The following is a 26,035-nucleotide window of genomic DNA, read 5'->3' as shown; positions in this document are numbered from 1 at the left end:
GGTGACGCGGCCGGGCAGCGTGGCACGACTGCACGGGTTGTCGACACTGTCCAGGACGGACAGCGACCAGGCCGGGCCCCCCGCTCATCCGGATATCGGGTCAGAAGAAGCCTGGCGGGATGGCGAGTTCACGCCTGGCTCGGACATCTGCAAGGGCACTGGGGCCGCTCATGTGCGCGTCACGTCCTTCTCGTCGTCCGGCTCGGACGTGACCTGGTAGGACAGCAACTGCTGGAAAAGTCCGGGCTGTTGGGCGAGCTGCTGGTAGGTGCCCTCCTGAACGACTCTGCCTTCGTCGAGCACGACGATCCGGTCGGCCACGGCAACGTTGGTGATGCGGTGGGTCACCAGCAACACCACCCGGTCCCGGGCCAGGTCCCGCAGCCGCCGGAAGATCCGGTACTCCGCGCGAGGATCGAGATTCGCGGTCGGCTCGTCGAGAACCAGCAGCCCGGCCTCCCGGAAGAACGCCCTTGCCAGGGCGATGCGCTGCCACTGACCGCCGCTCAGCTCCTCCCCGTTGAGCCATTCACGGGCGAGGAGCGTGTCCAGCCCGGCGCCGAGCCCGTCGACGACCTCATCGGCGCCGGCAGCCTCGCACGCCTCACGCACTGCCACGTCACCGCGAGCCGTGGGCTGCCCCAGGGTCACGTTCTCGCGCACGGTCAGCGGCCAGTGGGCGTAGTCCTGCGGTACGAGGGCCACCTGCTCCCACAGCGCCTGGGGGTCGGCGTCGCCGGTAGGTACGCCGTCCCACAGCACCTGTCCGCCGGTAGGCAGGTACAGACCGCTGACCAGCTTCGACAAAGTCGACTTGCCCGACCCGTTGAAACCGACCAGGGCGGTGACCTCGCCGCGGCGCAAGGTGAGCGACACGTCGGACAGCGCGTTGCCGTCCTTGCCCGAGTAGCGGTGGGTAACCGACTTGATCACGATCTCCTGCGGCGCCTCCGGACGGTGCGAACCCCGACGCAGACGGAACCCGCCGGCCTTGTCCAGAAAACCGCTCCAGTCATCCATGTACAGGCCCGTGCGCACGGCGCGCGCCCCGACGGATACAAGCCCCCGGACCGACTGCCCGACCGTCTGAAGAGCGAAGACAGCCGTCCCCGCGTGCCCGACACTGATACGGCCGTTGGCCAGCAGCCACACGACCGCCGACCACACCACCGCTGACCCCACGCCACCACACAGCGCACCGACCAAAGACATACGGGCACCCGTGTCGGCCGCGGCCCGGTCCTCGCGATTGATCCGGGCGACCGTCTGCCGGTACCGGCCGGACAGGAACGCGGCCATGGTGCCTGCGCGGATCTGATCGGCAGCCGCCTTTGTGAAGATGTGCCAACGCAGCACCGACAGCATCCGGTTGTCGCCATTGCTGCGCAGATTCGCCAGGTACCGCACCCGGGCGGCACTGACCTGGGCCAGGGCCTGCGGAAGACTGGCCGCCACCAGGAGCGGGAGGAGGACCCAGTGCACACCCGCCAGCACGACGGCCCCGGCGAGGAAACTGGCACTCGACGCGATCAGGTCCTGGCCCTCGTCGATCAGATCCCCGGTGACCTGAGCCCCGCGGTCGGCGGCCTCGCGGTCGCGATTGAAGTCGGGCTCGTCGTAGGCGCACAGCTCCACCCCGGCGCAGCCGGTGAGCAGCATCTGCTCGGCCTCGCGCGACATCAACGGGCCCAGCCGGGAGGACAGCCAGCTGACAGTGATTCCCAGGAGCGCACGAACACCGGAGGCACCCGCCAGCAGGGCCACGGACGGCCACGCCTCCAGAAGGCGGTGGTAGACGTCTCCGCTGCTCAGCAGCGCCGTCAAGGTGCCCGCGATGGCGACCAGGCCCAGGGCCTGCATCACTCCGGCGATGGCCTGGCACAGCAGGAGACCGATGGTCGCGCGCCGGTCGACCTGCCAGGCGAGTGCCAGCGAGCGACGCACCAACTGGGGCAGGCGCCGGGCCATGTCGCGCATCCGGATGGAGCGCCCCGCCGCTTCACGGCTGCCGGTCAGATCGACGTACCGCATCTGCGGGGCGGAGATGTCGGCCGCGGGATCGGTCTCGGAGGAGGAGCCGCTCGTAGCACCTTCCGGCCGGCCGGGAGTTGTGGCTGCGTTGTCCCTTGAAGGGGTTGTGCGCGGTCCTGGCACATTGCGGGCTGAGGCATCGGGCTCGCTCACGCTTCCCACCCCTTGTCCAGGCCTGCTGCGGTACGGATGCTGTCGAAGTTGAGCGTGATCGAGCTGGGCCGTTCGATTCCGGGAGGCCGGTTCGTGGGGGCGGGGCCGGGGTGCATGGCGTCCTCCGTCTGGGCGTCGGTGTGGCACTGGTGCACTAAAAACGTGGCTCGCGGCTCGCCGTAACGGGTGACGGCGAGGGTGGTTCTGGGCATTTGTGCGAATATCGCGGTTCGCGCCGGGGGATGCGGTGCGGGGCATTTGAAACGCCCTCGTTCGATGGATGGTCGCCCGCTCGGCCACGTCCCCGAGGGTTTCCGGCCAACCTGAAAACCAGGCCGAACCGTGCAGCAGCTGCACGGCGACGGCGCGCGCCGCACGGAGTCACGGCGGAGGCAATGGCCCGATTCAATGCGGTCGCACCACGGTCACCAAGGAGGCGTGCCAGGCTGCCGACCCCGAGGCGCACTCACATGCCCCGGACTCCGCCCGCCGCCCCGCCCGCCCGCGGCGAGCCGACGCACGCAACAACCCTGCCGCGACAGCAAGGAAACCCATGCCGAACGACGAAACACCCACCCGAGAGGTGTTCACCGGCGGATGCCTGTGCGGACACATCCGCTTCGAAACGACCGGAGAGCCCCACGACCCCCACGTGTGCGCCTGCCCTCACTGCTCTCGCCTGTCCGGTGGTCCGCTCATGGCCTGGGTGGGGTTCCGTCGGACCGCCTTCAGCTGGACCGGGCCCGGGACACCCTGCTCGTACCGGTCCTGGCCCACGATGGAGCGCTGGTCCTGCCCCGTGTGCAGCACGCCGCTCGGGGCAGCGGCCGACGGTGAGGAGTACCTCGGGATCTGCCTCCCGGCCCTGGACAACGGCTCCGGGATCACCCCCGTCGGGCACAGCTTTCGCCACAACACCGCCGCGTGGCTTCCGCCCGTCCCCTCCACCCTGCCGCCGTCCTGAACTTCCGGACGGTCACCGGACCGGGTCTATGACCCCAAGGGCGGCCGGCTGCCCGAGTACGGGGGGAATCTTCGGCGACCGACGAGACGGCCGGCGATTTCGATCTCCTGGCGTCGGTCGTCGCGGCCGACCTGCCCGCCCTCGGCCGCTCGGTGCACGGCCTGACCGGCGGCCTGAAAGGCGTACGGTCCACCCGCACGCGCCTCGGCATCACCCTGTACAGCGAAGGCGGCTACTGGCGCATGCGGGCCATGGAGCCCTCCGGGCACGCGGAACTCTCCGCTCCGCGCATCTCACGCCCGACCGCGTACAGCGCTCACATGCACCACCGGCCGCCGCCCGAGGACCAGGCCCTCCTGGAAGCCTTCGGCCGCGACGGACGCTCGGTTACACCGACCTGGGCGCCGCGACCGGCATGAGAGAACACACCGTCCGACGCCGACTCCAGCGGATGATCCGGGACCGGGGCATCACCTTGCGCTGCGACCTGGCCCACCCCCTCGCCGGGCTCTCGACAGTCGTGCTCCACCACACGCAGTCCCGCACACCCACCTCGAAGCCACGGGCAACGCGTCGGCCCGAAGGGAAGAGGTGCGCCTGGCCGTGTCCGTCAGCGGCTCCGACAACCTCCTCGTCATGGTCTGGCTGCCCGGCCTGCACGCCATCTACCCATTCGAAGCGCACCTCGCGGAACGCTTCCCGCACCTGAAGGTCAGAGACCGCACCGGCTTCCTCCACTCCCGTAAACGCATGGGCCGACTCCTCGACGCCACCGGCCGTGCCATCGGGCACGTCCCCTTCTCCTCGCCGCAGGTCCGAGCCCGGCGCGTGCGGATCGCCGCGCTCAGCAGGCGGAAAGAGTTCGACGCGCCGCGACCAAGGTGAGGGATCGCGGGAGCGCCGTACGGCTGATCTTTCCGGTCCGTCCGGCGACAGCCGTCCATCGCCGGTCTTGCGACCGCCCCATCCGGTCCATCCGCAACGGACGACCCTCCGCATTGCCGGGATCGCGTCGGCCAGGACCGGACCCCGACCGTCGCTTCGCGAGCTGCAGGGCGAACGTTGCCTGCTGCGGCACTGACTCGGTCGGTCGACGAGAGACCCTTGCCCCGGCCGGCCGGATTTCGTGCGCGGACCCGGCGATCGCACTGGTCGACGAGATCGAGGTGTCCCGCCATCACCGGGCCGCTGCCGGCGTGCGGGGTGTGTGACCCCCGATGTCCTCGACGGATGGGGGAGTGGGGGGGGGGGGGGCCGGGGGGGGGGCCCCCCCCGGGGGGGGGGGGGGCGGTGGGGGGGTTGCGCCCCCTCGGCGTCGCGGGCGTTGTGGTGGGGTCGGGTCTGTGCCCCGGGGCCCCCCCCACCCCTGTGGCTGAGCGCGTCGCCGGTTCTCGCGGTGGACGGTCCGTCGACCGGCAAGCCGAGTGCCAGGCGAAAAATGCGCGGTCACGACGTGGGCCAGCCCCGCGTTCCTTCACTGTCGGATGCGGTTGTGGACGGTCGGCCAGGCACCGAACTCCTTCGGCATCTCCCGCCACTGTCCGCCCGTCGCTCACTCGGCAGGTGGGAGCCGCGCCACCGACTGCGCGGCTCCCACCCGGTCGGTTACTTCCGTACGCCTACCGCGCGGATGATCTCCTGCTTGACCGAGCCGCCCTTGTTGTCGGCGGCCGAGGCCCGCACGGAGATGTACTGAGCGTCGTTCGGTACCCGCACCGCGCCGGCCCAGGCGGCGGACTTGCCGCGCACGCCGTCGAGTTCGACGGATGTCCATGTCGCGCCGTCGTCGAAGGAGACCTCCAGCGTGGAGCCGGTGATCTTCCCGGTGTCCGATGCGCCCTTGACGTACTCGGAGAAGATCCCGAAATCGAGACGCTTGCCGGCCCGCACATCACCGTGCAGGTCAGTGTCGACGTCGAACCCGAGGTTGAGCATCGGCAGATACGTCCACCGGTCGGCCGGCGTGGCGGACGACTTGAAGACCCATTCGGAGTGGCCCTTCGTGGAGAGCCGCCAGACGTCCGGGTCCATCGTGGTGTCGGTGACGACCTTGAAGTCCTGCTCGGTCGGCTTGACGCGCCGGGCGTGCACCCCCGAGCTCTGCTTCCGGTCGACCCGCACCCCGTCCACGTACACCTCGGTGAACTGGGTCAGCGACTTCTGGTTGAACACCTCGCCGAAGCCGGTGTGGTCCGGTCCCGAGTCGCCCCAGCCCGGCGTGTTGAACTCCAGGTCGTTGCCCGCGCGCCGCTGGCCCCAGCCGAGACCGGTACCCAGCCACGGGTGCAGGACCGGCTTGAACCAGTCGACTCCGGAGCGCTTACCGCCGGGGTAGTGCACGACGCCACTGCGCTCCTCCAGGGCACCCGGACCACTGGACATGGACTCGTGCCAGCCCTGGCCGGGGCCGGCGCTGACGTAGTCGGTGCGCTCCGCGGGGAACTTGATCTTCTCCTGGAATCCGATGCCGTAGGGGAAGCTGTCGGTGATCGAGTAGCGGAACTCGCCGCCGTCGGCGGGCATCGGCGCGTGGAACTTGTTGTTGACCACGGCCAGTTCTCTCTTGCCCGGCCTGTACGTCAGATCGGCGGGGATCGCCCCCGGGTAGCCCTTGCTGAGGTCGTAGACATACGGCGTGAACTCGGTGCCGGTCAGTTCCACACCCCGGCCGAGCCGAGCGGACTCGATCAGGCGCGCCCCGTCCTGCGCGTTCACCGTCGCGCTGTACAGGGGACGAGTCTCCCCGTCGGCCCCGCTGAAGTTGGCCATCAGCCGTCCGGGAGCCTCGTCGGTGACGAACAGAGCCTTGGCGCCGGCGTCACGGGCATTCTGGGCCAGCGCTTCGGACGTGATCGCGTCGGTGCGGCGCACGACGACCGCTTTGCCCGCCACGTCCTTGCCGGTGTAGTCGGCGGTGGATCCGGCGCCCGCGTCCACCAGGGCCATCCGCTTCTGCCCGGTGAACATGTCCGATCCGTACTGCACGGTCGTCTCGCCGAGCTGCTTGCCGCCTGCTTCGACATCGAGCTGAGGCTTGCCGAGCCGCCAGATGGTCCGGTACTCGAACGTGCCTGTGGCGGGCTTGCGGGTCGACGCGGCGAAGATGCTGTCGTACATCGGCGGGACCTGCACGGACTGAGTGAAGGAATCGCCGTTCGCGGCCCGGTTCACCCTCATCATCAGCTGACGGGTCTGGTTCCGCCGGCCCACCTCGGCCCGGATCTCCCGCAACTTCGTCCCGTCGAGGGTGACTTCGCGGTCACGGTCCATGGTGACCTCGGGCTCGGTGAGAAGTCCGAGGCCGAGCGAGTCCTTGCCCTTGCTGCCGTGCACGTCGAGGAAGCTGGACAGGGTGTACATGCCGGGCGGCAGACGCAGCTTGAGCGTGCCGGATTCGCCGACCGAGACGGGGAGGGGGTCTGTGTCCTTGGCCAGCTGCTTCACGGTCAGGTTCGCGGCGGACGCCGCGCCGTCCCGGTCCTTGACGTGGACGGTGAGGATGTAGCGCTCTTCCTCCTTGGCCAGGCCGAAGGCCGTGTGCGCGACGACCGTGTCGCCGTTCCTGGCGACGATCCGGCCGGAGGTGGCGCCGACAGGTGCGGCGGTGCCGTCACCGGTGACCGCGGTCTGCGCGGTGCCGTGTGCCGGCACGGTGAGGGTGGAGTCGGCGAGGGTGACCACGTTGCTCGGAGCGCCCTCGACGGCCAGCGCCAGGGTGACTGGCTGGTCGGAGACGTTGCTGTAGGTCAGCGTCTTCGTGACCGGCTTGTTCCCCTCGTACGGCCAGCTGAAGAAGCCGAGGTCGGCGCTGCCGGTCGCGGTGATCTGCGCGGCGATCGCGGACGGGACGTCCACCCGGCCCGCACCCACCTCGTACGACGTGCCGCTGATCTGCTTGGACGTGCTCATCAGCCCGTCCTTGATCTGCTGTCCGCCCCAGTCGGGGTGCTTCTCGGCGAGCAGCGCCGCCACGCCCGCTACATGCGGGGTGGCCATGGACGTACCGCTCTTTGATGTGTACGGGCCGCTGCCGCTCACGAGCTGCGAACGGGCCGCGAGGATGTCCACGCCCGGTGCGGACAGGTCGGGCTTCAGCGCGTTGTCGCCGAAGCGCGGACCCTGGCTGGAGAAGGGGGCGCGCCGGTCGGCGGAGTCGACCGCGCCGATCGTCAACGCGGAGTCGGCCGCGCCGGGGGAACCGATGCTGCCGGGGGAGTAGGCATTGCCGGCCGCGATCACGAACAGGGCGCCCGTGTCCTTGGAAAGGGTGTTCACCGCCTGGGCCATCGGGTCGGTGCCGTCACTGCCCTGCGACGATCCGAGGCTCATGGAGACGATCTTGGCGTGGACATCCTTGGCCGCCCACTCCATTCCGGCGATGATCTGCGACTCGGTGCCGGAACCCTGGTTGTTGAGAACCTTGCCGACGGCGAGCGTGGCGCCGGGCGCGACTCCCTTCTCCTTGCCGTCGGACGCCGCGCCACTGCCACCGACCGTGGACGACACATGCGTTCCGTGCCCGTTCCGGTCGGCGACCTCCTGCCCCTCGATGAAGCTCCTGGTCTCGCTCACCCGGTCCTTGAGGTCGGGATGGGTCAGGTCCACACCCGTGTCGAGGACGGCGACCTTGACACCCTTGCCGGTCAGCCCGGCCTCCCAGGCGGCGGGGGTACCGATCTGGGCGTTGCTGGACTCCATCGCGGTGTCGACGCGGGCGTCCAGCCAGATCTTTTCGACGCCGCCCGCCAGACGCACACGGCCCGAAGCCGCGCTGCGCGCCCCGGAGGTGATGTCCGGTGCCACCGTGCGCCAGAACTCCCCGGACTTCGACGCCTCCAGGGCCGCACCACCCACGCTGGGCAGACCACGGACCTGGCGGGCTCCGTGGGGCGTCGCGCCGCGGGCGTTCTTCGTGTAGGTCACGATGAGTGGGAGGCCGTCGGTCGACGGGCTGCCGAGCCCCTGCTCGATCAGAGCGGTGACGTCGAAGAGTTCGGCGTCCAGGACGCCTGCCTGGAGGTAGGGCCGGGCCTCGTCGGGTATGACGGTGATCCGGCCGTCGGAAATGTCGCTGCGAACCGCTCCGGTCGCGCCCTCGGGACGCTCCACGGCGACCGACTTCCGGCCCGCGCCGAGGTCGGTCACGGTCACCTGGTCACCGGTGATCAGAGTGACGGTTCTCGCGGTGCTGGGTGCGTGCACGGGTGAGGTGGCACGGTCGGTGCCCGCCCCCGCCGTCCCCGACGCCCCGGCTGCTACGGCCTGCCCGGCCGGTAACAGTACGAGCGACAGCCCTGCGGCCAGCAGCCGGGACCTCCGCCTCGCGGATGATCTGGTCATGGATGACTCTCCTCCACGCACCCGGCGAATGGGTGGTTCCGGGTGCTGCGAAGAGTTTTCGCGGTGGCAACCTGCGTGTCGACCGCTCTGCCCTGACGGATCACCGACTTGGCAGGTATCCGTCACCTGTGGCCGCGGAGCACGGGACTCGCTCGGGTGAGGCGTTCTTCAGGGCCCCGCGCTCCGACCGGCGTCGGCGGACAGCCGAAGCCCTCCGGGCGAGGGGGAGGCCGACAACCTGCGCGGCCCTGCTTCGTGACGATGGTCTTCTTGGGCCGGCGGGGCACGGTCTTGGCCTCGTCGAGGTGCCCGTACACCGGTCGACCGCACACCTGGAGGAGATCGGCGATCTCTGTGGTGGTCGGCGACTCGATGCCTCGTGATCACCAGAGGCTGTGCCGGCATCTGCATCCGGGCCCGTGGCAATCCCTTCCCAAGCCCACAGGCGCCCCACCCCTCACCCAACTCATTCCCCGCTAACCGTTCGGGCGCGAGGACATCCAGGCCTTCGTCATGGAGCAGGACTGGGCACCTGCGGAGGAATCAGCCCGAGGGGCCCATCGAGGAGCTGGCGTGGGTTCTCGGGCTTGCCGACGCCGAGAGCCCCGAGGACACCGAAGTCGTCGAAACGGTGGTGGTCCACTGGATCGAAGACCAGCGTTTCCAGGTCAACTGTCTGGCGGTCGAAGGAGACGATCCGGAGTCGTTCGCCGACTGGCTGCGCGGCGAACTGCCCGCTCACTCCCACCAGTCCCTGTCGCACATGGCGGCGAACACGCGCGACGACATGGCTCTCATGCGCGCTCTGCGCAGGCTGGGCATCAACCACGCCGGCAGGGAGCTCGGCAGTGTTTCGTACGGCCTGCTGCGCTGGGCGCTTCACGACCCCGAGCTGCTGGTCCGGCGGAACGCTCTGCTCGCCGCGTCCCTTCTGAACCGGCCTCAGCTGTGGCCCTGCTGACGTATGTCAACGAGATCGAGAACGATCCCGCCGTCGGAGAGGAGGCCGTGACCACCCTAGACATCGTCCGCGATCGCATCGTCCGTCAGGGCTCTGCTTCACCGAAGGGCAGCGGCGAGTGACCTGCTTCCTGGCCAGGGTCCGGCTGACGTGGGCGAAGTACCTCGCCCACCGCCTAGCGGAGGCGCGGGGCCGGGAAAGCGGCGCCAGCGGCGAGGCCGGCACCGCTCGCCCATCGCGTCCAGCAGCCCGTACAGCGTGTCCCACAACCATTGGTTCGATCTGCCTGATGCTCGTCCGGCTCGCCGGGCAGCCATCGCGGTGAAGTCACGAAACCCACCGCAAGACAGCCCGGACCAAGACCGTTGAGGACCGCGTCGCGGCGTGATCAACAGTCACCTGACAGGCTCTCAGCCGGGGCCGGGTCCGCCGATGGCGGACCGGTAACCGGGCTCCCTGCGATCGGGCGGTGCCGCATTCCGGTACCAGCCAGGATCCGCCGCAGAACTGCCCTACCGGATCGGGGTGGTGAAGCTCCTCCCGTAATCCTGTCCTCGCGGCGGCCCCTTCGGTCCGGGGGCCTACGCGTCGGCGAGCAGTGGGTCATAGGCGGTCGAGCGCCGGCGGCCCGACATGAAGGAGAGGAAGTCCTTCACGAACGCGCTGCGGGAGTACCTCGCGTCGGTGTCGGCCACCGTGCGCCGGAAGCCGGTCCGGAACAGGGTCCGGTACTCGTCCGCGTCGATGAACTGGTTGCCGTCCGCGTCGGTGACGTCGAAGAGCACTTCGGCGACCCTGATCAGCGCGGGCCCGGCGAGGGAAGGGACAGCGGCGGCGTACTCCTCCTTGCTGATGCGGCCGTCACCGTCGGTGTCGAGGGCCGCCTGGAGTTCCCTCCACCACTCGGCATACGCGTTGTAGAGCCTGGTCTCCTCCGGCTCGTCCAGATCGAGGCGGGAGGACAACTCCCGTGCCATGGCGGCGAGATCGGGCCAGTCCAGGTAGCCGTCGCCGGTCTGGTCCAGCACCGCGGCGAAGAATTCGTCAGCGCTCCGCTGCGACCCGGTTCCCTCGGCGGGACCGTCCTGCACGGGGAACGGTGTGACCAGCCGGAACAGGGCGCCGGCCTGCTTCATCCGGCCGCGCAGCGCGGTGAGCGTCGCGGCTTGAGGGACGTCGCTGTCCGAGGTCAGGTGGAGCAGGCCGGTGAGGCCCTCGGCCCGGAACCAGTTGTCGGGCAGGAAGCGCGCCAGGCCGACGGCCACGTAGACGCTCTGCATCAGCGTCCGGGCACCAGGGATTTCGGGCAGACCCGCCCGTCGGCGGAAGGGCTCGGGGAGGGACGCCACCGTGATCGTGCCGATGACCGGGCCTGCGAGCGCGCGGCCCGCCGCCCAGACGGTGGGCAGGCCGTCCAGCAGGGGCGGTGCCGGGAGATGGTCGAAGAGCTTGTAGAGAATGATGCGCAGCGCCTCCGTGTCCTCCAGTTCCTCCTGGACCATGTGGTCGTAGTACTGCCAGAACTCCTGCAACGTGGGCGGCAGATGACCGACCCCATCTCCCAGGACCGCGAGAAATGCCTGGTATTCGGTGTAGAGCCGTTCCATGGAGGTCTGGTCGAGCGGCTGCCCGCTCAGTCGGCACATGGTGACGGAGCTCTCGAAGAGAGTTGCGACCACCCAGGCGCGGACCTGGGGGTCCATCGCGTCGTAGGGCCGGTCCTGTGCGTCGGTGCCGCTCAGCCGCGCGTGCAGGCGGTTGAGCCGCGCCGCCTCCCTCTGCCGCTCGTGATCGTCGGTGCCGAACATGCGCTGCAGGCTCACGAGGGTGTTGCGCAGCCGTCGCCACGGGTGCGCGACGAACGTCGAGTTGTCCATCAGGGCCGCGCCGATCTGCGGGTGGGCGGCCTCCAATACCGTGGCCCTGACCATGGCCAGTGCCCAGCGCGGATCATTGAAGAACCGGTGGAACTGCGAGTCAGGACCGAACGGGGATTCGGACTGTGCTTCGGGGGTCGGCCGCGCGGGGTCACCGTGGTGATCGGTGTCTCCGGAACGCGTGCGCCTGGGGCGGCTGCTGGCTGTGTCCATCAGGGGTGAGGTTCTCCGTTCGCGTGCGGCGTCACATCGCCGAAGCGGCGATTGCGTTGCTGGTAGGCGTGCAGGCACTCCAAGAAGTGCGGCGCACGGAAGTCGGGCCAGAGCACCGGCGGGAAGATCCACTCGGCGTAGGCCACCTGCCAGAGCATGAAGTTGGAGATCCGCTGTTCGCCGGACGTCCGGATGACGAGGTCCACATCGGGCGTGTCGGAAAAGGGCAGGTGAGCGGCGAAATGCTGCTCGTCGACGTCGTCGGCCGGTACCCCGCTGCGGATGAGGGACCGTGCCGCCTCGACGATGTCCCTGCGTCCGCCGTGGTCGAATGCCACGGTCAGTGTCATGCCCCGGTTCGTCCCGGTCAGCGTCATCAGGTCGGCGAAGTCCCGGGCCAGTGGCCCGGGGATCCTCGGGTCCGCCACTCCGAGGAACCGGCAGCGGATGCCGCGCGCGTGCAGCAGCGGGGCGTGTTTGCGTACTACGCGGCGCACCAGTCGCATCAGGAAGTCGATCTCGCTGCTCGGGCGTCGCCAGTTCTCGGTGGAGAACGCGTACAGGCTCAGCCACTCCACTCCCGACGTCCGCGCCGCCTCGATGACGTCGATCACCGTTGTTTCCGCTGCCCGGTGACCCGATGTACGCGGTAAGGACCGCCGTGCCGCCCACCGGCCGTTCCCGTCCATCACGCACGCGACATGGCGCGGCACACCCCTGTGCCGGTCCTCACCGGTTGGGCGACGTGGAGGTGTATGGGCCGACGGCGAGGCAGATGTGCCTCCCACTCGTTCAATCGTCATCCGTGCTCCCCGGCTGCCGCAACACAGTCCCCCTCCGCTTCGCACCCACCTACTGGTCGCAGCGCCCCCTTGCCGCAAGGTTCTGCCGCAGCGGGTCCGGACAGCGCCCCGTTGTGTCCGGACTCTGCTGAGCGCGTTGCGCAGCCGCCGCGATCCTGTCGAGGCTGCGGACGGGTCTCGCTCCCGCAGACGGCGGACCGGCTTGCCTCCGCCAGACGGTCCCCGGGGGATCCTCGGCCGCAGCGCCACTCGGATCGACACTCAGCAGAGTGTCGGTGCCCGGCCCCGGACACATTGCAATCTCCACATATTCACCTGTAGTACGTCAGTCCGCTTTGAAGACCTCGTGATGGCGTCTTGACCGGAATCGGGTAGTATCTGACGGTTTGGCACCGCCAACACCCGACTCCGCTGTTTCGGCCGAGCCGGTTCCGGCTACAAGGCCTCACGCTGGCGCCGAAGAATCGACCGGCATTCACCTGATCGACCTGCCCACGCTCCGTGGGCAAAGCAAGGGAAGCCGGGCAATATGTCGAGGGCCCCTATCGCTCGCGGTAGGGGCCCTCGACGTTCTCCGGGCCGGTTTCCGTCTCGGTCGAGTTCTGCGGCACCGCCGCCGGCTTCTGCCGGTGCGGGGCCTGATACCCGGCCGACACAAATCCGCGCCGTGCTGGATGCACGGAATTCCCGTCCATGGATGCTCGGCCCCGCCGGGGGCAGTGCGGCCCCCAGCTCGCGCCGGCGCCGCGTGCCGGGGCACGGACGGGCGCGGTGAGGGCGATCGGCATGGGGAACGCCACCTGTCAAGGGTGACCCGGTAGCGTGAATTGATTGGGGAGGCGCAATGCTCAAGCGGGCACGTTGCGAATCATCGAGGAAGCATTGGAAAGCGGGGACGCACGCTCCGGCTCATCGTCTTCATGCAAGCGGCCATCTGCACCGCACTCACTCTCGGTGGTGGCGCCTGGCTCGCGGGACCGCTGGAGCGGTGCTGAGGCGCGATCCAGACTTTCCGGAGTCCGGCGGTCTGAGGATGTCGAGAACGTGCCGTCGGCTCCGTCCCAGGGACATCAGCGGCCACCACCGGCCGCACGAGGAAGAAGGAGAAACCAGCATGGCGATTCAACGGATGGACAACGTCGGCATCGTCGTCGAGGACCTGGATGCCGCCATCGCGTTCTTCGTGGAACTCGGTATGGAGCTGGAGGGCAGGGCGGAGGTGGAGGGCCTCGTCGCCGACCGGTGCACCGGACTCGACGGCGTCCGCTGCGACATCGCGATGGTCCGCACCCCGGACGGTCACAGCCGGATCGAGCTGGCGAAGTATCAGAGCCCCGCGGCGACCAGCGCCGGGCCACGCAACCCGCCGCACAACATTCTGGGCACGCACCGCATCATGTTCGCCGTCGACGACATCGAGGACACCGTCGCCCGCCTGCGCCCTCACGGCACCGAACTCGTCGGCGAGATCGCCCGGTTCGAGGACAGCTATCTGCTCTGCTACATCCGCGGCCCGGAGGGCATCATCGTCGGACTGGCCGAGCAACTGCGCTGAAAAGCAGAAACCGAACCATGCAGCCGAACGAGATCACCGACGTTCTGAACCGCCCGATCAGCCAGGGGCTGCTCACCCGTGACGTGACCCGCCTGGCGTACGTCCGCCAAGGACGGAACCCTGCGCAACGTACCGATCGCCTTCACCTGGAACGGGTCGCACATCGACATATGTACGGCGAAGAACGCGCCCGAACTCCCGTGGCCCCCCTCGCGCACAGGCTCCTGAAACGACGGCACCAGTAGGTGAGACACATCTCAGTATGTGGCGAACCGTCCTGCTTCACCTCGAACGCCTACCCGTTCTCCACGGCCGCGGCCGCCAGTCTGCCCGGCGTCGCGAGCATCGGACCGATCCGCGGCAGACTCACCATGACCATCCCGCTCAGGCGCCCACTCAGGACACACTGCGCCTCCTCGCGGCCGTGGTCTTCTTCGCGGTGGGTTTTCCTGGCCGGGGCGGCCTTCTCGGCCGTGGTCTTCTTGCGTGGCTGCATCGTGTACACGGGGGCGTCCTGTTCCTGGTCCTGGCCGTGCTCGCCGCGCGAGTTACCTGGCCGCTTTGACGGAGGCGTTCAGGGCGGCCATCAGGTCGACGACCTACCCAGAACGAGTCCTGCTCGTCAGCCCCGAACCGGCCGACGTCCTGTCCACGATCATCCGTCGCGTCCGCGACCCCCACGACGGCACGATTCCGCTCCTCGCCGCCGACGCCTACGCGAAACGGGAAGACTTCCTCGGCCACTTCGAACGCCGCAAACTCTCGGTCGGCACCTGCGCCTACGGCACCGCGTGCATCCACGAACACGCTTGCTTCTCAGAACTAGGCCATTTCCTGCGGGGCACCGTCGGAGTCGTAGGCCAGCGGTCCCGGGAACGCCACACTCACCTCACACCTGCTTTTCCCCTGCATTACGGCTCGAAGGTTGCGATGGAGTAAGCGATGAGAATCGCCAGAATCGCCAGTCCAACCAGAAACCCGATGGCCGCAGATCTTTCGGAGCGCTCCCGGTGGGCGCGGTCCTCTCTCAAATCCTGCCTGTGCTGAATGCGCGCATAGATCTCTGTCGCGGCCGGGTCTTCGGCCAGTTCATCCATGCCGCGTTTCACCAGGCGCGCAAGATCTTGATCCGTGACCTTCCTCGACGGGTCGGGAGCGGAGTCATCTTCCATAACCCACCTCGCGCCTATCTGCTCTGCGACATCTTCGCATCTGGAACAGGCTCGTCAAGCTTCCCTGCTCATGCTGTGGAAGCCGCCCTTCTTCTGCCCGCCGCGGACGTGCACCTGACGCTGAACGTCGACGAGTTCGACGCAGTCGCCCACCGTGATATCGCTGATCAGTCCGCCCCAGCAGGCCAGCAGGGTCGCGATCCGCGTCACGGCGGTCTGGCATCCTTGCGGCCGCAGGCGTGTGTCACAGGACAACGAGTGGCCGTACTCGCGCAGCCACCGCCACAGCGGCTGTCTCCGACCGGTCGGCACCTTCCGGTATACCTCCTGCTGACAGAGCCTCAGCCACACGAAGGCGTCTGCCGACGTCGGCATCTGCTGCATCGCCCGCGAGCCCTTGCGCACCACGCTGATCAACTGCCGGCCTGGATCGACGTCACATTGGCGAATGCCGATCAGCTCCGAAGCCCGCACTCCAGTGGAGATCCAGAACGCGACCAGGGCCCGATCGCGGTTTGAGGGCGGTGTCGCGAAGAGTTCGTTGAACCACTTGTCCGGAATCGAACGCGGGATCCGCTGTGGAAGGCTCGGTCGGTAGCGGACCACCCGCTCGGGCTTCCAGCTGTCCATCGGGTTGTGGTGAGCATGAGCTCGACCGGAACGGCGTGACAGATCCAGCGGGAACGGGTTGAGCAGCGTTCCTGCACCGGCATCGCGATGGACGTCGTAGAACCGGCGCAAGTCCGTCTCGCTGTGAGCAATGGTGGTCGCAGCGTACCCAGGCCCGGTCGACGGCTTCCCCGTCACCGGGTTCGGAGCACCGGCGACCCGCGCCGATCGCTTGCCCGAGGCCTGGACCCTCCTAGGTTTGACGGTCAGCTGAATCCAGCGACCGAAGTCCCTGGCCTCCACCCGGGTCGCACGTTCCCAGGGAATTCGCACTGCCTCCAGGAACCGCCACCACCGCAGCAAGTCCATCCCGTATGAGCGGACCGTCGACGCCGTCTGCTCTCTGAACTGCGGGATCTCCGCGCTTGATTCAGCCAACGGTGCGTCAGATGCTCGCTCCTCAGACCTGACCCTGCCGAACGGGCACGGCTTGCCGAGATCCGTGACAACTTGATCGCCCGAATCGCCGAAACCGAGACGGAAGGCTGGCTCGGCGAGGTCGAAGGTCTCCAGGTCAGCCTGGCCGGCGCCGATGAGAAGCCTCGTCAGCTTGATCGGAGCCACGGGCAGCATACGGCTGTGGACCTTGGCATCCCCCCACCACGCGTGGGTGATCGATGAACCCACGAAGGTGGCTGCCGCACGGCCCTCAAACGGGATCGAGAACAAGTTCAAGGAAGTGTGCACTAAACGCCCTTCAGAACACGATCAAGTGCTGCTCGGCCTGCAGGTCCCCATTTCGGCTTGCCGCCGGGAAGGCCCCGGTCTCCGTTCTGCCCCATGAGCATCAGGAAGAGGCACTTCATAGCGGCCAGCCCGCGGGCGCGCCGGATCGCCGCCTCGTCTGCATGCTCGTACATGTCGAAGAACCGTGAGGCCGTGCCCGCAGGTAGCAGCACCCATGCGGCGGCGAGGTCCCACGCCGGATCGCCGGCGAACACGCAACCGAAGTCGACGATGCCCGAGAGCGTTCCGTCCGAGACGACGACGTTTGCGGGATGAAGGTCGCCGTGCACCCACACCGGCGGGCCCTCCCATGCGGGGGCCGCGACGGCGTCGTCCCAGACGGCCCGGACGTCGGCAGCGATGTCGTCGGGGGCAACGGCCTGGAGGAAGTTCTCGAAGGCGTCCGTGCAGTTTCTGGGATGGGCACCGCGGTCCGTAGAAATTGGCGCCTCGGCGGGCGCCTCCACATGGAGCGCCCGGAGGAAGGCCGCCAGCGTGTCGGCCGCGTGGGCGCCGCGGCTGATCGAGCCGTGGTCCAGCGGCTCGCCGGGAACCCACGTCATCACGGTCCAGTGCTTGGGGAAGCGCTCGGACGGTTCGCCGAGCCGCACCGGGGTCGGCACCGGGAGCGGCAGGCGCGGGGCCAGCACAGGTAGCCACCGCCGCTCGTTGAGCTGGAGCTCCGGGGTGGGGTCCATGCGCTGCATGCGCACGGCCAACTCGTCCCCGAGGCGCCACATCTGGTTGCCCCAGCCGCCCGCCACCTCACGGATGGCCAGCCCCGCAAGGTCTGGATGTTGCTCCTGCAGCAGGTGGCGCACCAGGTCTGCGGTGATCTCGATCTCGGTATCGGTCATGCGAACTCACAGTACCGAGGCGGCAGGCGCCGCGGCTCTCGCTTTAGGATCATCTCGCTGTGATTCGTCTGGCATCATCAGTTCGACCCCAGAGGGTGTTATGTCCATTTCTGGGTGATCTGGTGTCACCTGTTCGTGGGTGCGGAGTCGTTCGGGCTGGCTCGCATATCGTGTGCACGATGGGGTCGGGGCATGGAACGGATGCCGTACTCATCGGACCCTGTCCGACGGACGGTGGGTCTTGATCGAACCGCTGATCACAGCCTGGATGCAGGAGCGGGTGTCGTGCTCGGCGACCGGAGACCCGGGCTCCTGCGATCTGCGCGAGATCGTGAACGCGCTGCTGTACAAGAACCGGACGGGCCGCCAGTGGAGGCTCCTGCCGCACGGGTTCCCGGCGTGGTCGGCGGTGTTCTACTGCTTCACCCTGTGGCGTCAAGACAGTGTTGGCCGGCGGATCCAGGAGATCCTGCGCTGGCAGGTGCGGGAGCGGGCCTGGCGATCGGAGGACCTGTCCCTCGTGATCAGCGACACCCGGTCCGTCCGCGTCGTGGCGGGGAGTGCCGAAGGGGACGGCAGGACTGGATGCGAACAAGAAGACGCCCGGCAGGAAGCGGGGGCTCGCCGTCGACGTGCTGGGCCTGATCATCGGTGTGGAGGTCCTGGCCGCCGGTGCCACGACAACGAGGCCGGCATCGCCCTGCTGGACCAAGCGGCCGAACGGTGCGGGACGCACCTGGAGAAGGTCCTGGTCGACCAGGGCTTCAGGACGCTGTGATCATCCATGGGCGGGTGAAGGACATCACCGTCGAGTGGTCCGGCACAACACCGACGACCAGGGCCGGGCTTCGTTCTGCAACCGAAGCGGTGGGTGGTCGAGCAGGTCAACGGCATCCTCATGCACCACCGGCGCCTCGCCCGCGACTACGACTGCCGGCCCGACAAGGCAGCCGCCCGTGTCTACTGGGCCTAGACCGCGGGCATACTCCGTCGCCTCGGCACCCCCAGCCTCGCCCGGCGCGACGACGTCGAGCTGGCTGCGTGAACGTCACCGAACTTCTGCGGCTGTTGCAGGCCGAACACGACGAGACCGCCGCACGCGCCGACAGCCTGCGCGAACAGATCGGCCAACTCGCCAGTGTCCTGGCCGAGGTGGAGGCCCGCCTCGCCGAGATCGCCACCTCCGACAAGGTCATCGACGGCCTCGCCCCGCCCGAACCCACACAAGCCCCCGCAGGGCCCACCACCGTCGGTCAGCGCGTCGTGACCGCCTTCGACGAGCATCCCGGGCGGATCTTCCGGGTTCGTGACCTGCACGAACCACCCGGGCTGCCCGTCGGCGAGCCCTCTGTCGACGTCACCCGCTTCCGCCTGGGACGACTCGTCCGTCAGGCACTCCTCGACCAACCCGGACACCGCCGGTACCGGAAAAGGACTAGCGCCGCACTTCGGAGGCCGGAATCGGCACAGCCGACGGCCGCCACTCTCGCCTGATCAGCCCGAACACCCACGAGTCGGATACGTCGCCGTTCACGACGCAGTCTTCCCGCAACGTCCCTTCACGCACGAATCCGATCTTCTCCAGGACCCGGGCGGACGCCACGTTGCGCGTATCGGTCTCAGCCTGAACCCGATTCAGGTCCAGTGCGTCGAATGCCCACTGCAGCACGGCGTGCGCGGTCTCCGTCGCGAAGCCGTGGCCCCACATCGCATCGTCGAGGCAGTAGCCCAACGACGCGCTGCGGTACTCCGGGTTCCATCCGGTCAGACCGCACCAGCCGACGAAGGCTCCGTCAGAAGCACGGTCGATGGCCACCCGCGCCCCGGTGCCTTCGTCCGCCATCTTCCGGCACATCGCGATGAAGCGCTCGGCGCGGGCCTGTTCGTGCCACGGCGGGGAGTCCCAATAGCGCATCACGTGGGTGCTGCTGTGCAGCGCGAAGAGGGAGCCCGCGTCGGCGTCGGTGAAGGGGCGCAGTCGCAGGCGAGCGGTGTGCAGTGTGGGGGTGGCCAAAGTCATGCGCACCATCTTGTGTCCTCATGGGCAGGCGGAACACCGAATATCCGAAGTCACCGCCGTCCTCGCGGGGAAGGACTCGCGCCTCGAACCCCGCGAGTAGGTGCCCAGGCGGCCGGCTGTGGCGGCTCGCGACGCCCCCGCAGGTCGCGGCCTCAGCCGGGTACCGGTCCCCGTCCGCGCCTGCGCGGGGCACTCCGCCCGGCGACGCCCGTGACCGCCTGGGGAATGGCCTCCGCTTGACAGAGCTCAGGGCGACGGCATAGTTACTTACAGTGCCGGTAGGTTACGTTGTGTGATCAATGGTGATCGTGTCGTCCCCCTACGAATCTGCCGCCGTCCTCCATTCCATGCGGGGAGCCCCACCGTGACCACGACCCCCACCCGGCCCACCGCCGTCCCGTCCATCGAGCAGCTGCCCCGGCCGGAACTGCGCGGGTCCATCGACATCCAGGGCAACAACCTGGCCGCGTTCAACAAGGACTTCATGGACTTCCACTACCTGCGCTTCCCGGACGCCGCCCAGGGCCGCGGCTGGCTCTCCGCGTTCCTCGACACCGTTGCCGCAACCAACGAGACGGAAGACTTCAACGAGCAGTTCTCGCAGGCCAGCCGGGGCTTCGGTTGCGACCCGTCGATCACCACCGTCCGCTGCGGGGTCTCCCTCACCTTCGAGGGTCTCGTGACGATCGCCAACAAACTCGATCGGATCAAGAAGGACCTCAGCACCTTCACGTCGATCTGCGCGGCGCGGCCGCACGGGCCAAGGACCTCGGGGACACGGGCGAGAGCGACCCCAAGACCTGGTTGTTCGGGGCCGGCACCGGCGACAAGGCCGTGCACTCGGCCCTCATCGTCGCTGCGGACACCGAGGCGCTGCTGAAGGAGAAGCTGAAGAACCGCGACATGGTCGAACAGACCGGCCGGATCACGCGCGTCCATGTGGACGAAGGCCGCAGCCTTAAGGGCGATCTGAAAGGTCACGAGCACTTCGGCTACAAGGACGGCATCTCCCAGCCCGGCGTCAAGGACTTCCACCGCGAGGACGCCGGCCGCGAGGGCTTCCGCGACAACCATGCCGGGACCGAGCTGATCGAACCCGGCGATTTCGTCTTCGGCCACAAGAGCGAACAGGTGGTCACCAACGGCCTCGACAAGGCCACCGGCCTCGCCGGCAAGGCCTCGATCGAGCTCGCGGAGCGGCACCTACGGCACGGTCGACATGAAGCGCTTCGTGCGCACCGCGGGCGCGCTCTACGCCTTCCCCCCTCGATCAGCACGCAGCGGCTGCTCGCCGGGGGCGAGGACCTTCCCAACGAGCCAATCGGCTCCTGAGCGGCGAGGAGAAACCATGAACGAGAGACCCACCGACGAGGGCACGGCCAACGACCGCGCCCGCCGGCAGACCTGCCGGCAGCTGGCCCGCGAGTTGCTGCTGGTCGGTCCGGACGACAAGGACCTGAAGCTGCGCTACCTCGACACTCTGATCAAGGAGGGCATCCCGGAGACCGACGAGCCCAAGGACGTGCTGATCGTCGGCGCCGGGATCGCCGGTCTCGTTGCCGGGAAGCTACTCAAGGACGCCGGGCACAACGTCACCATCCTGGAGGCCAACGCCAACCGGGTCGGCGGGCGGATCAAGACCTTCCGCTCCACCGATGACGAGCAGGACGGCCCGTTCTACGACCCGGTGCAGTACGGGGAGGCCGGAGCGATGCGGCTGCCCAGCTTCCACCCGCTGACCCTGGCCCTGGTCGACAGACTCGGCCTGAAACGGCAGCTGTTCTGCAACGTCGACGTCGATCCCGACACCGGCAACCAGAACACGCCCGTCCCACCGGTGGTCTACGAGTCCTTCGAGGACGGCAAGGTCTGGAAGTACGGCGAGGACAGCCCGGACTTCCGCGAGCCGGTCAAGCGCTTCAACAGCTGGATCCGCACCAACCGGATCCAGGCCCGCCGCAGCGAGTACGCCGCCGACCCGAGCAGCGTCAACGAGGGCTTCCACCTCACCGGCGACGAGGTGCGGATCACAGCCGGCGAGATGGTCAATCAGGCGCTGGAGCCGGTCCGCGACTACTACTCGTACATCGAGAACGGAAAGCGGGTGCGCAAGCCGTTCGCCGAGTGGCTGGACGGCTGGGCCCGGGTGATCCGCGACTTCGACGGCTACTCGATGGGCCGCTTCCTGCGCGAGTACGCGGGTTTCAGCGACGAGGCCATCGAGGCGATCGGCACGATCGAGAACATGACCTCGCGGCTGCACCTGTCTTTCTTCCACACCTTCCTGGGCCGCAGCGACATCAACCCGGACGCCACCTACTGGGAGATCGAGGGCGGTAGCTGGCAGCTGCCCTACGCCCTCGCCGATGAGCTCCAGGACGAACTCGAAATGGGCGAGCGGATGATCCGGATGGAGTACTGGGATCCACGCCGCGAGGGCGGGGCCGGCCAAGACGTCGGGCCGAACGGCCCCCAGGTCGCCGTCCACACCGTGCCCGAGGGCGACCCAGAGGCCGAACCCACGGTCTGGAAGGGCGACTTCGCGATCGTCACCGTCCCGTTCTCCGCGCTGCGGTTCGTCCAGGTCTCACCCCCGTACTCGTACAAGAAGCGCCGGGCGATCATCGAGACACACTACGACCAGGCCACCAAGGTGCTGCTGGAGTTTTCCCGCCGGTGGTGGGAGTTCACCGAGGCGGACTGGAAGGACGAGCTCGACTCCATCGAGCCCGGCCTGTACGAGTACTACCAGCGGGCCGGCGAGGAGGACGCCGAGGCGGCCGTGCTGGCCGCGCACAACGGGCACCGGCCACCGCCCAATCTACCGAGGGTGCTGCTCGGCGCCCACCGGAGCGTGGACTCCAGCCGGATCAGCCAGGAGCAGCTGGAAGTCTTCCGGCACACCCCGCTGCGCCGGGCGAGCGTGCGCCCCGCCACCAACTGTTTCGGCGGCGGATCGACCACCGACAACCCGAACCGCTTCATGTACTACCCCTCGCATCCGGTGCCCGACAGCGACGGCGGCGGCGTGGTACTGGCCAGCTACAGCTGGTCGGATGACGCGGTGCGCTGGGACTCGATGGCCGACGCCGAGCGATACGTGTACGCGCTGCGCAACCTCCAGTCGGTGCACGGCCGACGGATCGAGGTGTTCTACACCGGCTACGGTCAGACCCAGAGCTGGCTGCGCGACCCGTACGCCTTCGGCGAAGCGGCGGTGTACACCCCGCACCAGATGACCAGCTTCCACCTCGACGTGGTCAAGCCGGAGGGCCCGGTGCACTTCGCCGGCGAGCACGTCTCGCTCAAGCACGCCTGGATCGAGGGCGCGGTGGAGACCGCCGTCCGCGCGGCGATCGCCGTGCACGAGGCGCCCACACCACCATCCCGCGCCAAACCGGAGATCTGTCCAGAGGTGTGGGCCGGACGCGCACGCAGGGCGGAGGTGCTGAGCGGATGAGCGGCAACAGCGAATGGACGGTGGGCCGTTACCTGGCCACGAGACTTGAGCAGTTGGGCATCCGGCATCTGTTCGGGGTGCCGGGTGACCACCTCGGCCCGTTCCTGACGATCATGCACGCCACCACCGGGGTGCGCTGGGTCGGCACCCCGACCGAGATCGGTGGCGGCTACGCCGCCGACGCCTACGCCCGGGTGCGGGCCGCTGACGCCGACCTCGCCAAGGGCGAGCAGGGCATCGCCGCAGTCGCGGTCACCTACGGCGTGGGCGCGTTCAGCCTGCTCAACCCGATCGGCGGCGCCTACGTCGAGTACGTGCCGGTGATCGCGATCAACGCGGCGCCGTCGTACGAGCAGTGGCTCAACTACCAGGCGGTCGGTCTGCTCACCTCGCACATGAGCCAGCGCCGGGAGAGCAATCTGGAGGTCTACCGGCAGGTCACGGTGGACGCGCAGGTGATCTCCAACCCCGGGCTCGCGCCCTCGCAGATCGACAGCGCGATCATCGCCGGCCTGACCGAGCGCAGGCCGGTCTACCTGGAGGTGATGGACGACCTCTGGAGTGCCCCGTGTGCCGAGCCTCAGGGCGAACTCCGTGGTCAGGAAAGGCCGTTCACCAAGAAGAACGAAGAAATGCTCGCCAAGGCGGTGGAGGCCTCGGTGAAGCTGGTCGAAAGGCTCGGCACGCCGGTGCTGTGGGCGGGCGAGGAGATCGAGCGCAACCGGCTGGAGCGGGAGCTGGTCTCACTGGTGCAGCTGACCGGCATCCCGTTCTGCACCACCGTCGGCGCGAAGTCCGTGGTCTCCGAGAACACCCCGGGCTTCACAGGCGTCTACAACGGCAAGGCGAGCCTGCCGGAGGTACGCAAGGCCTTCAAGGCCGCCGGTTGCCGGATCGGCCTGGGCACCTGGTCGACGTCGAAGAACCTCGGCGGCGAGAAGTCGATCGGCGACGACTGGATCGTGGCCGCCCACGAGGGCGTAAGCGTCGGCGCGCAGCACTTCCCGGACGTCCAGCTGGCGCGGTTCGTCCCGGCGCTGCGGGACGCGCTGGTCGTCGCTTTCGGCAAGCGGGCGTTCGAAACCGACCTCTTCGCGCTGGCACACGCCAAGGACCGGCAGGTCCCGGCGAACACGAGCGCCTTCCTGACCGGCCTGAGCGGCACGGACTACCCCGAGGAGCTCACGTACGACGGGTTCTTCCAGCACATGAACGCCTTCCTGCTGAGCCAAGCGCAGGGTGACGGCCCGGAAGCCACCTCGCCGTTCACGGTGGTCTCGGACGCGGCATTCGCACTGCTGGGCTCGATGAATCTACAGATGGCGGAGCGGGCGAGCTTCGTGGCGCAGAACAGCTGGCTGTCCATCGGCTACTCGGTCGGCGCGGCCACCGGGGTGGCGCTCGCCCGCCAGCAGCCGCTCAAGCGGCCGCTGGTGTTCGTCGGGGACGGATCGTTCCAGGAGACCTGCCAGGAGCTGTCCACACACGTGCGCCACCACCTGCGGCCGGTGGTCTTCGTCCTGGACAACGAGGGCTTCTACGGTATCGAGCAGATGCTGGTCAGCCCCTGCTACTACAAGGAGAAGCCGTCCGACGGGGCCGACTTCTACAACGTGCTGCACCCGTGGCAGTACGAGAAGCTGGCGGAGGTCTTCGGCTCGGAGAAGGACCGGATGCACGGGCGGGAGCTCACCACCCACACCGAGCTGGAGTCACTGCTGCTCGACATCGCCGATCCGGGCAGTGACATCAACCACGCCCCGATCCTGGTACGGGTCCGGCTCAACCGGCACGACTACCCGCGGGCACTCCAGTACAAGATCGATGAAAAGTGCACATAGCCGCCGTACGGCTCACCGGCCGCGGTCCAAGGATCGGGGCCGGTGAGCGCTGCGTCCGTGCTCAGCGAACCGAAGGTCCGCAGATCCTCGCGCAGGACCGGCACCGCCCGCCGGCTTCACGACGAACCACTCGTGGCACGGCCCGAGTTCGCCAGGGCGAACCTCCCCGAGTGGCTCGACGCCGTCCGCCAAGACGACCTGCCCGGCCTCCGCGCTCTCGCTGCGGGCCACGATCGCGACGTTGCCGTCGCAGACCTGACCCTGCCCTGGAGTATCGGTAATCCAGCTGCAGATCGTGATCTTCATGTGGTGGGCACTGTCCGGAATCACCAGCGGGCGACGAGCGTCTCCTCTTTACCCCGGTTGCGATACAGCGAGGTGGTCCCCGGCGCGATGGCACCGGTCGGACAGCCGACGATGGGTTCCCGCTGTGTTGCGCTGCCCAGTTCGCCGAGCAGCTTCAGGGCGTCGGGCAGGGGGAAGAAGGCGGTTTGTTCGATGTCGTCGTCCTGCGGCATGAGGTCTCCCGCCCATTCGTCGATCTCGAAGGCGGTGGCCAGTGCCGAAGGGCGCCGCCCGGAGTCGATGCGCATGAGGAGCGCGGTCCGCACCGGGTCGCCCACCAGTAGCCCGGTCTCCTCCCGCAGCTCACGGCGGAGAGCTTCGTGCATGAGCTCGCCGTCCTCGGCCACGCCACCGGGGAGGGACCAGAGCATCCCGCCGTCAGTGCCGGGACTCTCTCGCACGAGCAGGATCTCGTTGCCTCGGCGGATGAGGCCGATGACCAGCTGCACCCGGGGTTCGGGGGCCTTCGAATGCTCTGCTGTCATGCCGCAGACCGTACGCGACGGCCAGTTCGCCGGCAGCGCGGTGCCGGTGCGGAGAAGGGTGCGGCCACCGTGGATCATCGTGAGTTGTGTGGACTTATGAAGAGGCGGTGGTCGCGGGGCGCAGCATGGATCCCGGCCGTTGGCCGGAGGCATTCAGCCCCTCTTCGCGAACCGCTCCCTGGCCCGGCGCACGCGACGGTCCATGCCGTCACCACTTGACGCGACGGCACCGTGACAGGTTGCTGACCACCCAGGGCGGAGAACAGCTGTCCGCCGCTACACCACACCAGGGGACATGACCGGTGCCCGAGGCGGCACCTTCCAGCGGATGACGTGGAGCGAGCGGCGGCGGAAGTCTCGGTGTGCGTATCCCGGGCTGTTGGGACGCGCAGGGTGCCGCCTGCCTGGATGGGGGGGAGATCCCAGCCCGTCGAGACGCTACCAGGGGGTCTGCGGCGGAAGGTCGGCCCGTGCATAGCAGGGTAAAACTGGTTATGAGTGCCAATTCTCATCTAATGTTGTGTTCTACGCCGTGTGATGCCCGTTGTTGCCGCCGGCTCCTC

General features: G+C 68.4%; 21 protein-coding genes. 11 read left to right on the top strand and 10 right to left on the bottom strand.

Annotated features, from left to right (window positions below):
- Positions 1–168: 168 nt before the first annotated feature.
- Positions 169–2,031 carry an ABC transporter ATP-binding protein gene (locus ACFVH0_RS00620; protein WP_385817494.1) on the bottom strand — a complete coding sequence of 621 codons (1,863 nt, stop codon included), beginning with the start codon at positions 2,029–2,031 and terminating at the stop codon, positions 169–171.
- Between the two features lie 433 nt (positions 2,032–2,464).
- Between ACFVH0_RS00620 and ACFVH0_RS00615 the strand changes: the two genes are divergently transcribed.
- Both ACFVH0_RS00615 and ACFVH0_RS00610 read left to right on the top strand, forming a co-directional pair.
- Positions 2,465–3,148: a GFA family protein gene (locus ACFVH0_RS00615; protein WP_385817248.1), complete on the top strand. Its 684-nt coding sequence runs from the start codon at positions 2,465–2,467 to the stop codon at positions 3,146–3,148.
- Between the two features lie 603 nt (positions 3,149–3,751).
- Positions 3,752–4,033 (top strand): hypothetical protein, encoded by a 282-nt coding sequence (locus tag ACFVH0_RS00610; protein WP_385817247.1) that lies wholly within the window; start codon positions 3,752–3,754, stop codon positions 4,031–4,033.
- 720 nt (positions 4,034–4,753) lie between these two features.
- Here the strand turns inward: ACFVH0_RS00610 and ACFVH0_RS00605 are convergent.
- Positions 4,754–8,488, bottom strand: a complete 3,735-nt coding sequence (locus ACFVH0_RS00605; RefSeq protein ID WP_385817246.1) for a S8 family serine peptidase — start codon at positions 8,486–8,488, stop codon at positions 4,754–4,756.
- Between the two features lie 631 nt (positions 8,489–9,119).
- On the opposite strand from ACFVH0_RS00605, the gene ACFVH0_RS00600 reads away from it, so the two are divergent.
- A complete protein-coding gene (locus tag ACFVH0_RS00600; protein WP_385817245.1) occupies positions 9,120–9,449 on the top strand; it encodes a hypothetical protein in 330 nt (109 codons plus the stop codon).
- A 581-nt stretch (positions 9,450–10,030) separates the two neighbouring features.
- On the opposite strand, the gene ACFVH0_RS00595 is transcribed toward ACFVH0_RS00600, so the two are convergent.
- Positions 10,031–11,539, bottom strand: a complete 1,509-nt coding sequence (locus tag ACFVH0_RS00595; RefSeq protein WP_385817244.1) for an oxygenase MpaB family protein — start codon at positions 11,537–11,539, stop codon at positions 10,031–10,033.
- On the bottom strand, positions 11,539–12,342 hold the full coding sequence (gene uppS / locus ACFVH0_RS00590; RefSeq protein WP_385817242.1) for a polyprenyl diphosphate synthase: 804 nt from the start codon (positions 12,340–12,342) through the stop codon (positions 11,539–11,541). Before uppS ends, ACFVH0_RS00595 begins: the two co-directional genes overlap by 1 nt.
- A 1,114-nt stretch (positions 12,343–13,456) precedes the next feature.
- On the opposite strand from uppS, the gene ACFVH0_RS00585 reads away from it, so the two are divergent.
- Positions 13,457–13,897 carry a VOC family protein gene (locus ACFVH0_RS00585; RefSeq protein ID WP_385817241.1) on the top strand — a complete coding sequence of 147 codons (441 nt, stop codon included), beginning with the start codon at positions 13,457–13,459 and terminating at the stop codon, positions 13,895–13,897.
- Between the two features lie 295 nt (positions 13,898–14,192).
- On the opposite strand, the gene ACFVH0_RS00580 is transcribed toward ACFVH0_RS00585, so the two are convergent.
- Positions 14,193–14,402: a hypothetical protein gene (locus ACFVH0_RS00580; protein WP_385817240.1), complete on the bottom strand. Its 210-nt coding sequence runs from the start codon at positions 14,400–14,402 to the stop codon at positions 14,193–14,195.
- A gap of 56 nt (positions 14,403–14,458) precedes the next feature.
- Between ACFVH0_RS00580 and ACFVH0_RS00575 the strand changes: the two genes are divergently transcribed.
- Positions 14,459–14,836: a hypothetical protein gene (locus ACFVH0_RS00575; protein ID WP_385817239.1), complete on the top strand. Its 378-nt coding sequence runs from the start codon at positions 14,459–14,461 to the stop codon at positions 14,834–14,836.
- Here the strand turns inward: ACFVH0_RS00575 and ACFVH0_RS00570 are convergent.
- From ACFVH0_RS00570 to ACFVH0_RS00560, 3 genes are read right to left on the bottom strand one after another with little or no spacing between them, the layout of a single operon-like run.
- A complete protein-coding gene (locus ACFVH0_RS00570) occupies positions 14,809–15,069 on the bottom strand; it encodes a hypothetical protein (RefSeq protein WP_385817238.1) in 261 nt (86 codons plus the stop codon). The two genes, ACFVH0_RS00575 and ACFVH0_RS00570, sit on opposite strands and share 28 nt — an antisense overlap.
- Before the next feature lie 54 nt (positions 15,070–15,123).
- A complete protein-coding gene (locus ACFVH0_RS00565; RefSeq protein WP_385817237.1) occupies positions 15,124–16,407 on the bottom strand; it encodes a hypothetical protein in 1,284 nt (427 codons plus the stop codon).
- A gap of 17 nt (positions 16,408–16,424) precedes the next feature.
- Positions 16,425–17,321 carry an aminoglycoside phosphotransferase family protein gene (locus ACFVH0_RS00560; protein ID WP_385817236.1) on the bottom strand — a complete coding sequence of 299 codons (897 nt, stop codon included), beginning with the start codon at positions 17,319–17,321 and terminating at the stop codon, positions 16,425–16,427.
- A 241-nt stretch (positions 17,322–17,562) separates the two neighbouring features.
- Between ACFVH0_RS00560 and ACFVH0_RS00555 the strand changes: the two genes are divergently transcribed.
- Positions 17,563–18,099, top strand: coding sequence for a transposase (locus ACFVH0_RS00555; protein ID WP_385817235.1), 537 nt, complete (start codon positions 17,563–17,565; stop codon positions 18,097–18,099).
- A gap of 263 nt (positions 18,100–18,362) precedes the next feature.
- Positions 18,363–18,815 carry a hypothetical protein gene (locus ACFVH0_RS00550; protein ID WP_385817234.1) on the top strand — a complete coding sequence of 151 codons (453 nt, stop codon included), beginning with the start codon at positions 18,363–18,365 and terminating at the stop codon, positions 18,813–18,815.
- Here ACFVH0_RS00550 and ACFVH0_RS00545 read toward each other — a convergent pair.
- Positions 18,757–19,341, bottom strand: a complete 585-nt coding sequence (locus ACFVH0_RS00545) for a GNAT family N-acetyltransferase (protein WP_385817233.1) — start codon at positions 19,339–19,341, stop codon at positions 18,757–18,759. The genes ACFVH0_RS00550 and ACFVH0_RS00545 overlap by 59 nt on opposite strands.
- A 364-nt stretch (positions 19,342–19,705) precedes the next feature.
- Here ACFVH0_RS00545 and ACFVH0_RS00540 point away from each other — a divergent pair, with 364 nt between their 5' ends.
- From ACFVH0_RS00540 to ACFVH0_RS00525, 4 genes are read left to right on the top strand one after another with little or no spacing between them, the layout of a single operon-like run.
- Positions 19,706–20,221: a hypothetical protein gene (locus ACFVH0_RS00540; RefSeq protein WP_385817232.1), complete on the top strand. Its 516-nt coding sequence runs from the start codon at positions 19,706–19,708 to the stop codon at positions 20,219–20,221.
- Positions 20,176–20,673: a hypothetical protein gene (locus tag ACFVH0_RS00535; RefSeq protein WP_385817231.1), complete on the top strand. Its 498-nt coding sequence runs from the start codon at positions 20,176–20,178 to the stop codon at positions 20,671–20,673. The genes ACFVH0_RS00540 and ACFVH0_RS00535 overlap by 46 nt, the downstream gene beginning before the upstream one ends.
- A gap of 16 nt (positions 20,674–20,689) precedes the next feature.
- On the top strand, positions 20,690–22,801 hold the full coding sequence (locus ACFVH0_RS00530; RefSeq protein ID WP_385817230.1) for a flavin monoamine oxidase family protein: 2,112 nt from the start codon (positions 20,690–20,692) through the stop codon (positions 22,799–22,801).
- Entirely contained in the window at positions 22,798–24,642 is a 1,845-nt protein-coding gene (locus tag ACFVH0_RS00525) for an alpha-keto acid decarboxylase family protein (RefSeq protein WP_385817229.1), read from the top strand. Before ACFVH0_RS00530 ends, ACFVH0_RS00525 begins: the two co-directional genes overlap by 4 nt.
- A gap of 326 nt (positions 24,643–24,968) precedes the next feature.
- Here the strand turns inward: ACFVH0_RS00525 and ACFVH0_RS00520 are convergent, their stop codons facing one another.
- The gene (locus ACFVH0_RS00520; RefSeq protein ID WP_385817228.1) at positions 24,969–25,472 is read right to left on the bottom strand and encodes an NUDIX hydrolase; all 504 of its coding nucleotides are present in this window, start codon (positions 25,470–25,472) and stop codon (positions 24,969–24,971) included.
- Positions 25,473–26,035 lie beyond the last annotated feature (563 nt).

The sequence above is a fragment of the Streptomyces sp. NPDC127117 genome (assembly GCF_042677325.1).
In the GTDB taxonomy this organism is placed as follows: Bacteria; Actinomycetota; Actinomycetes; order Streptomycetales; family Streptomycetaceae; genus Streptomyces.
The sequence above is the reverse complement of the archived record's forward strand: the minus strand, read 5'-3'. Positions and strand labels throughout refer to the sequence as shown.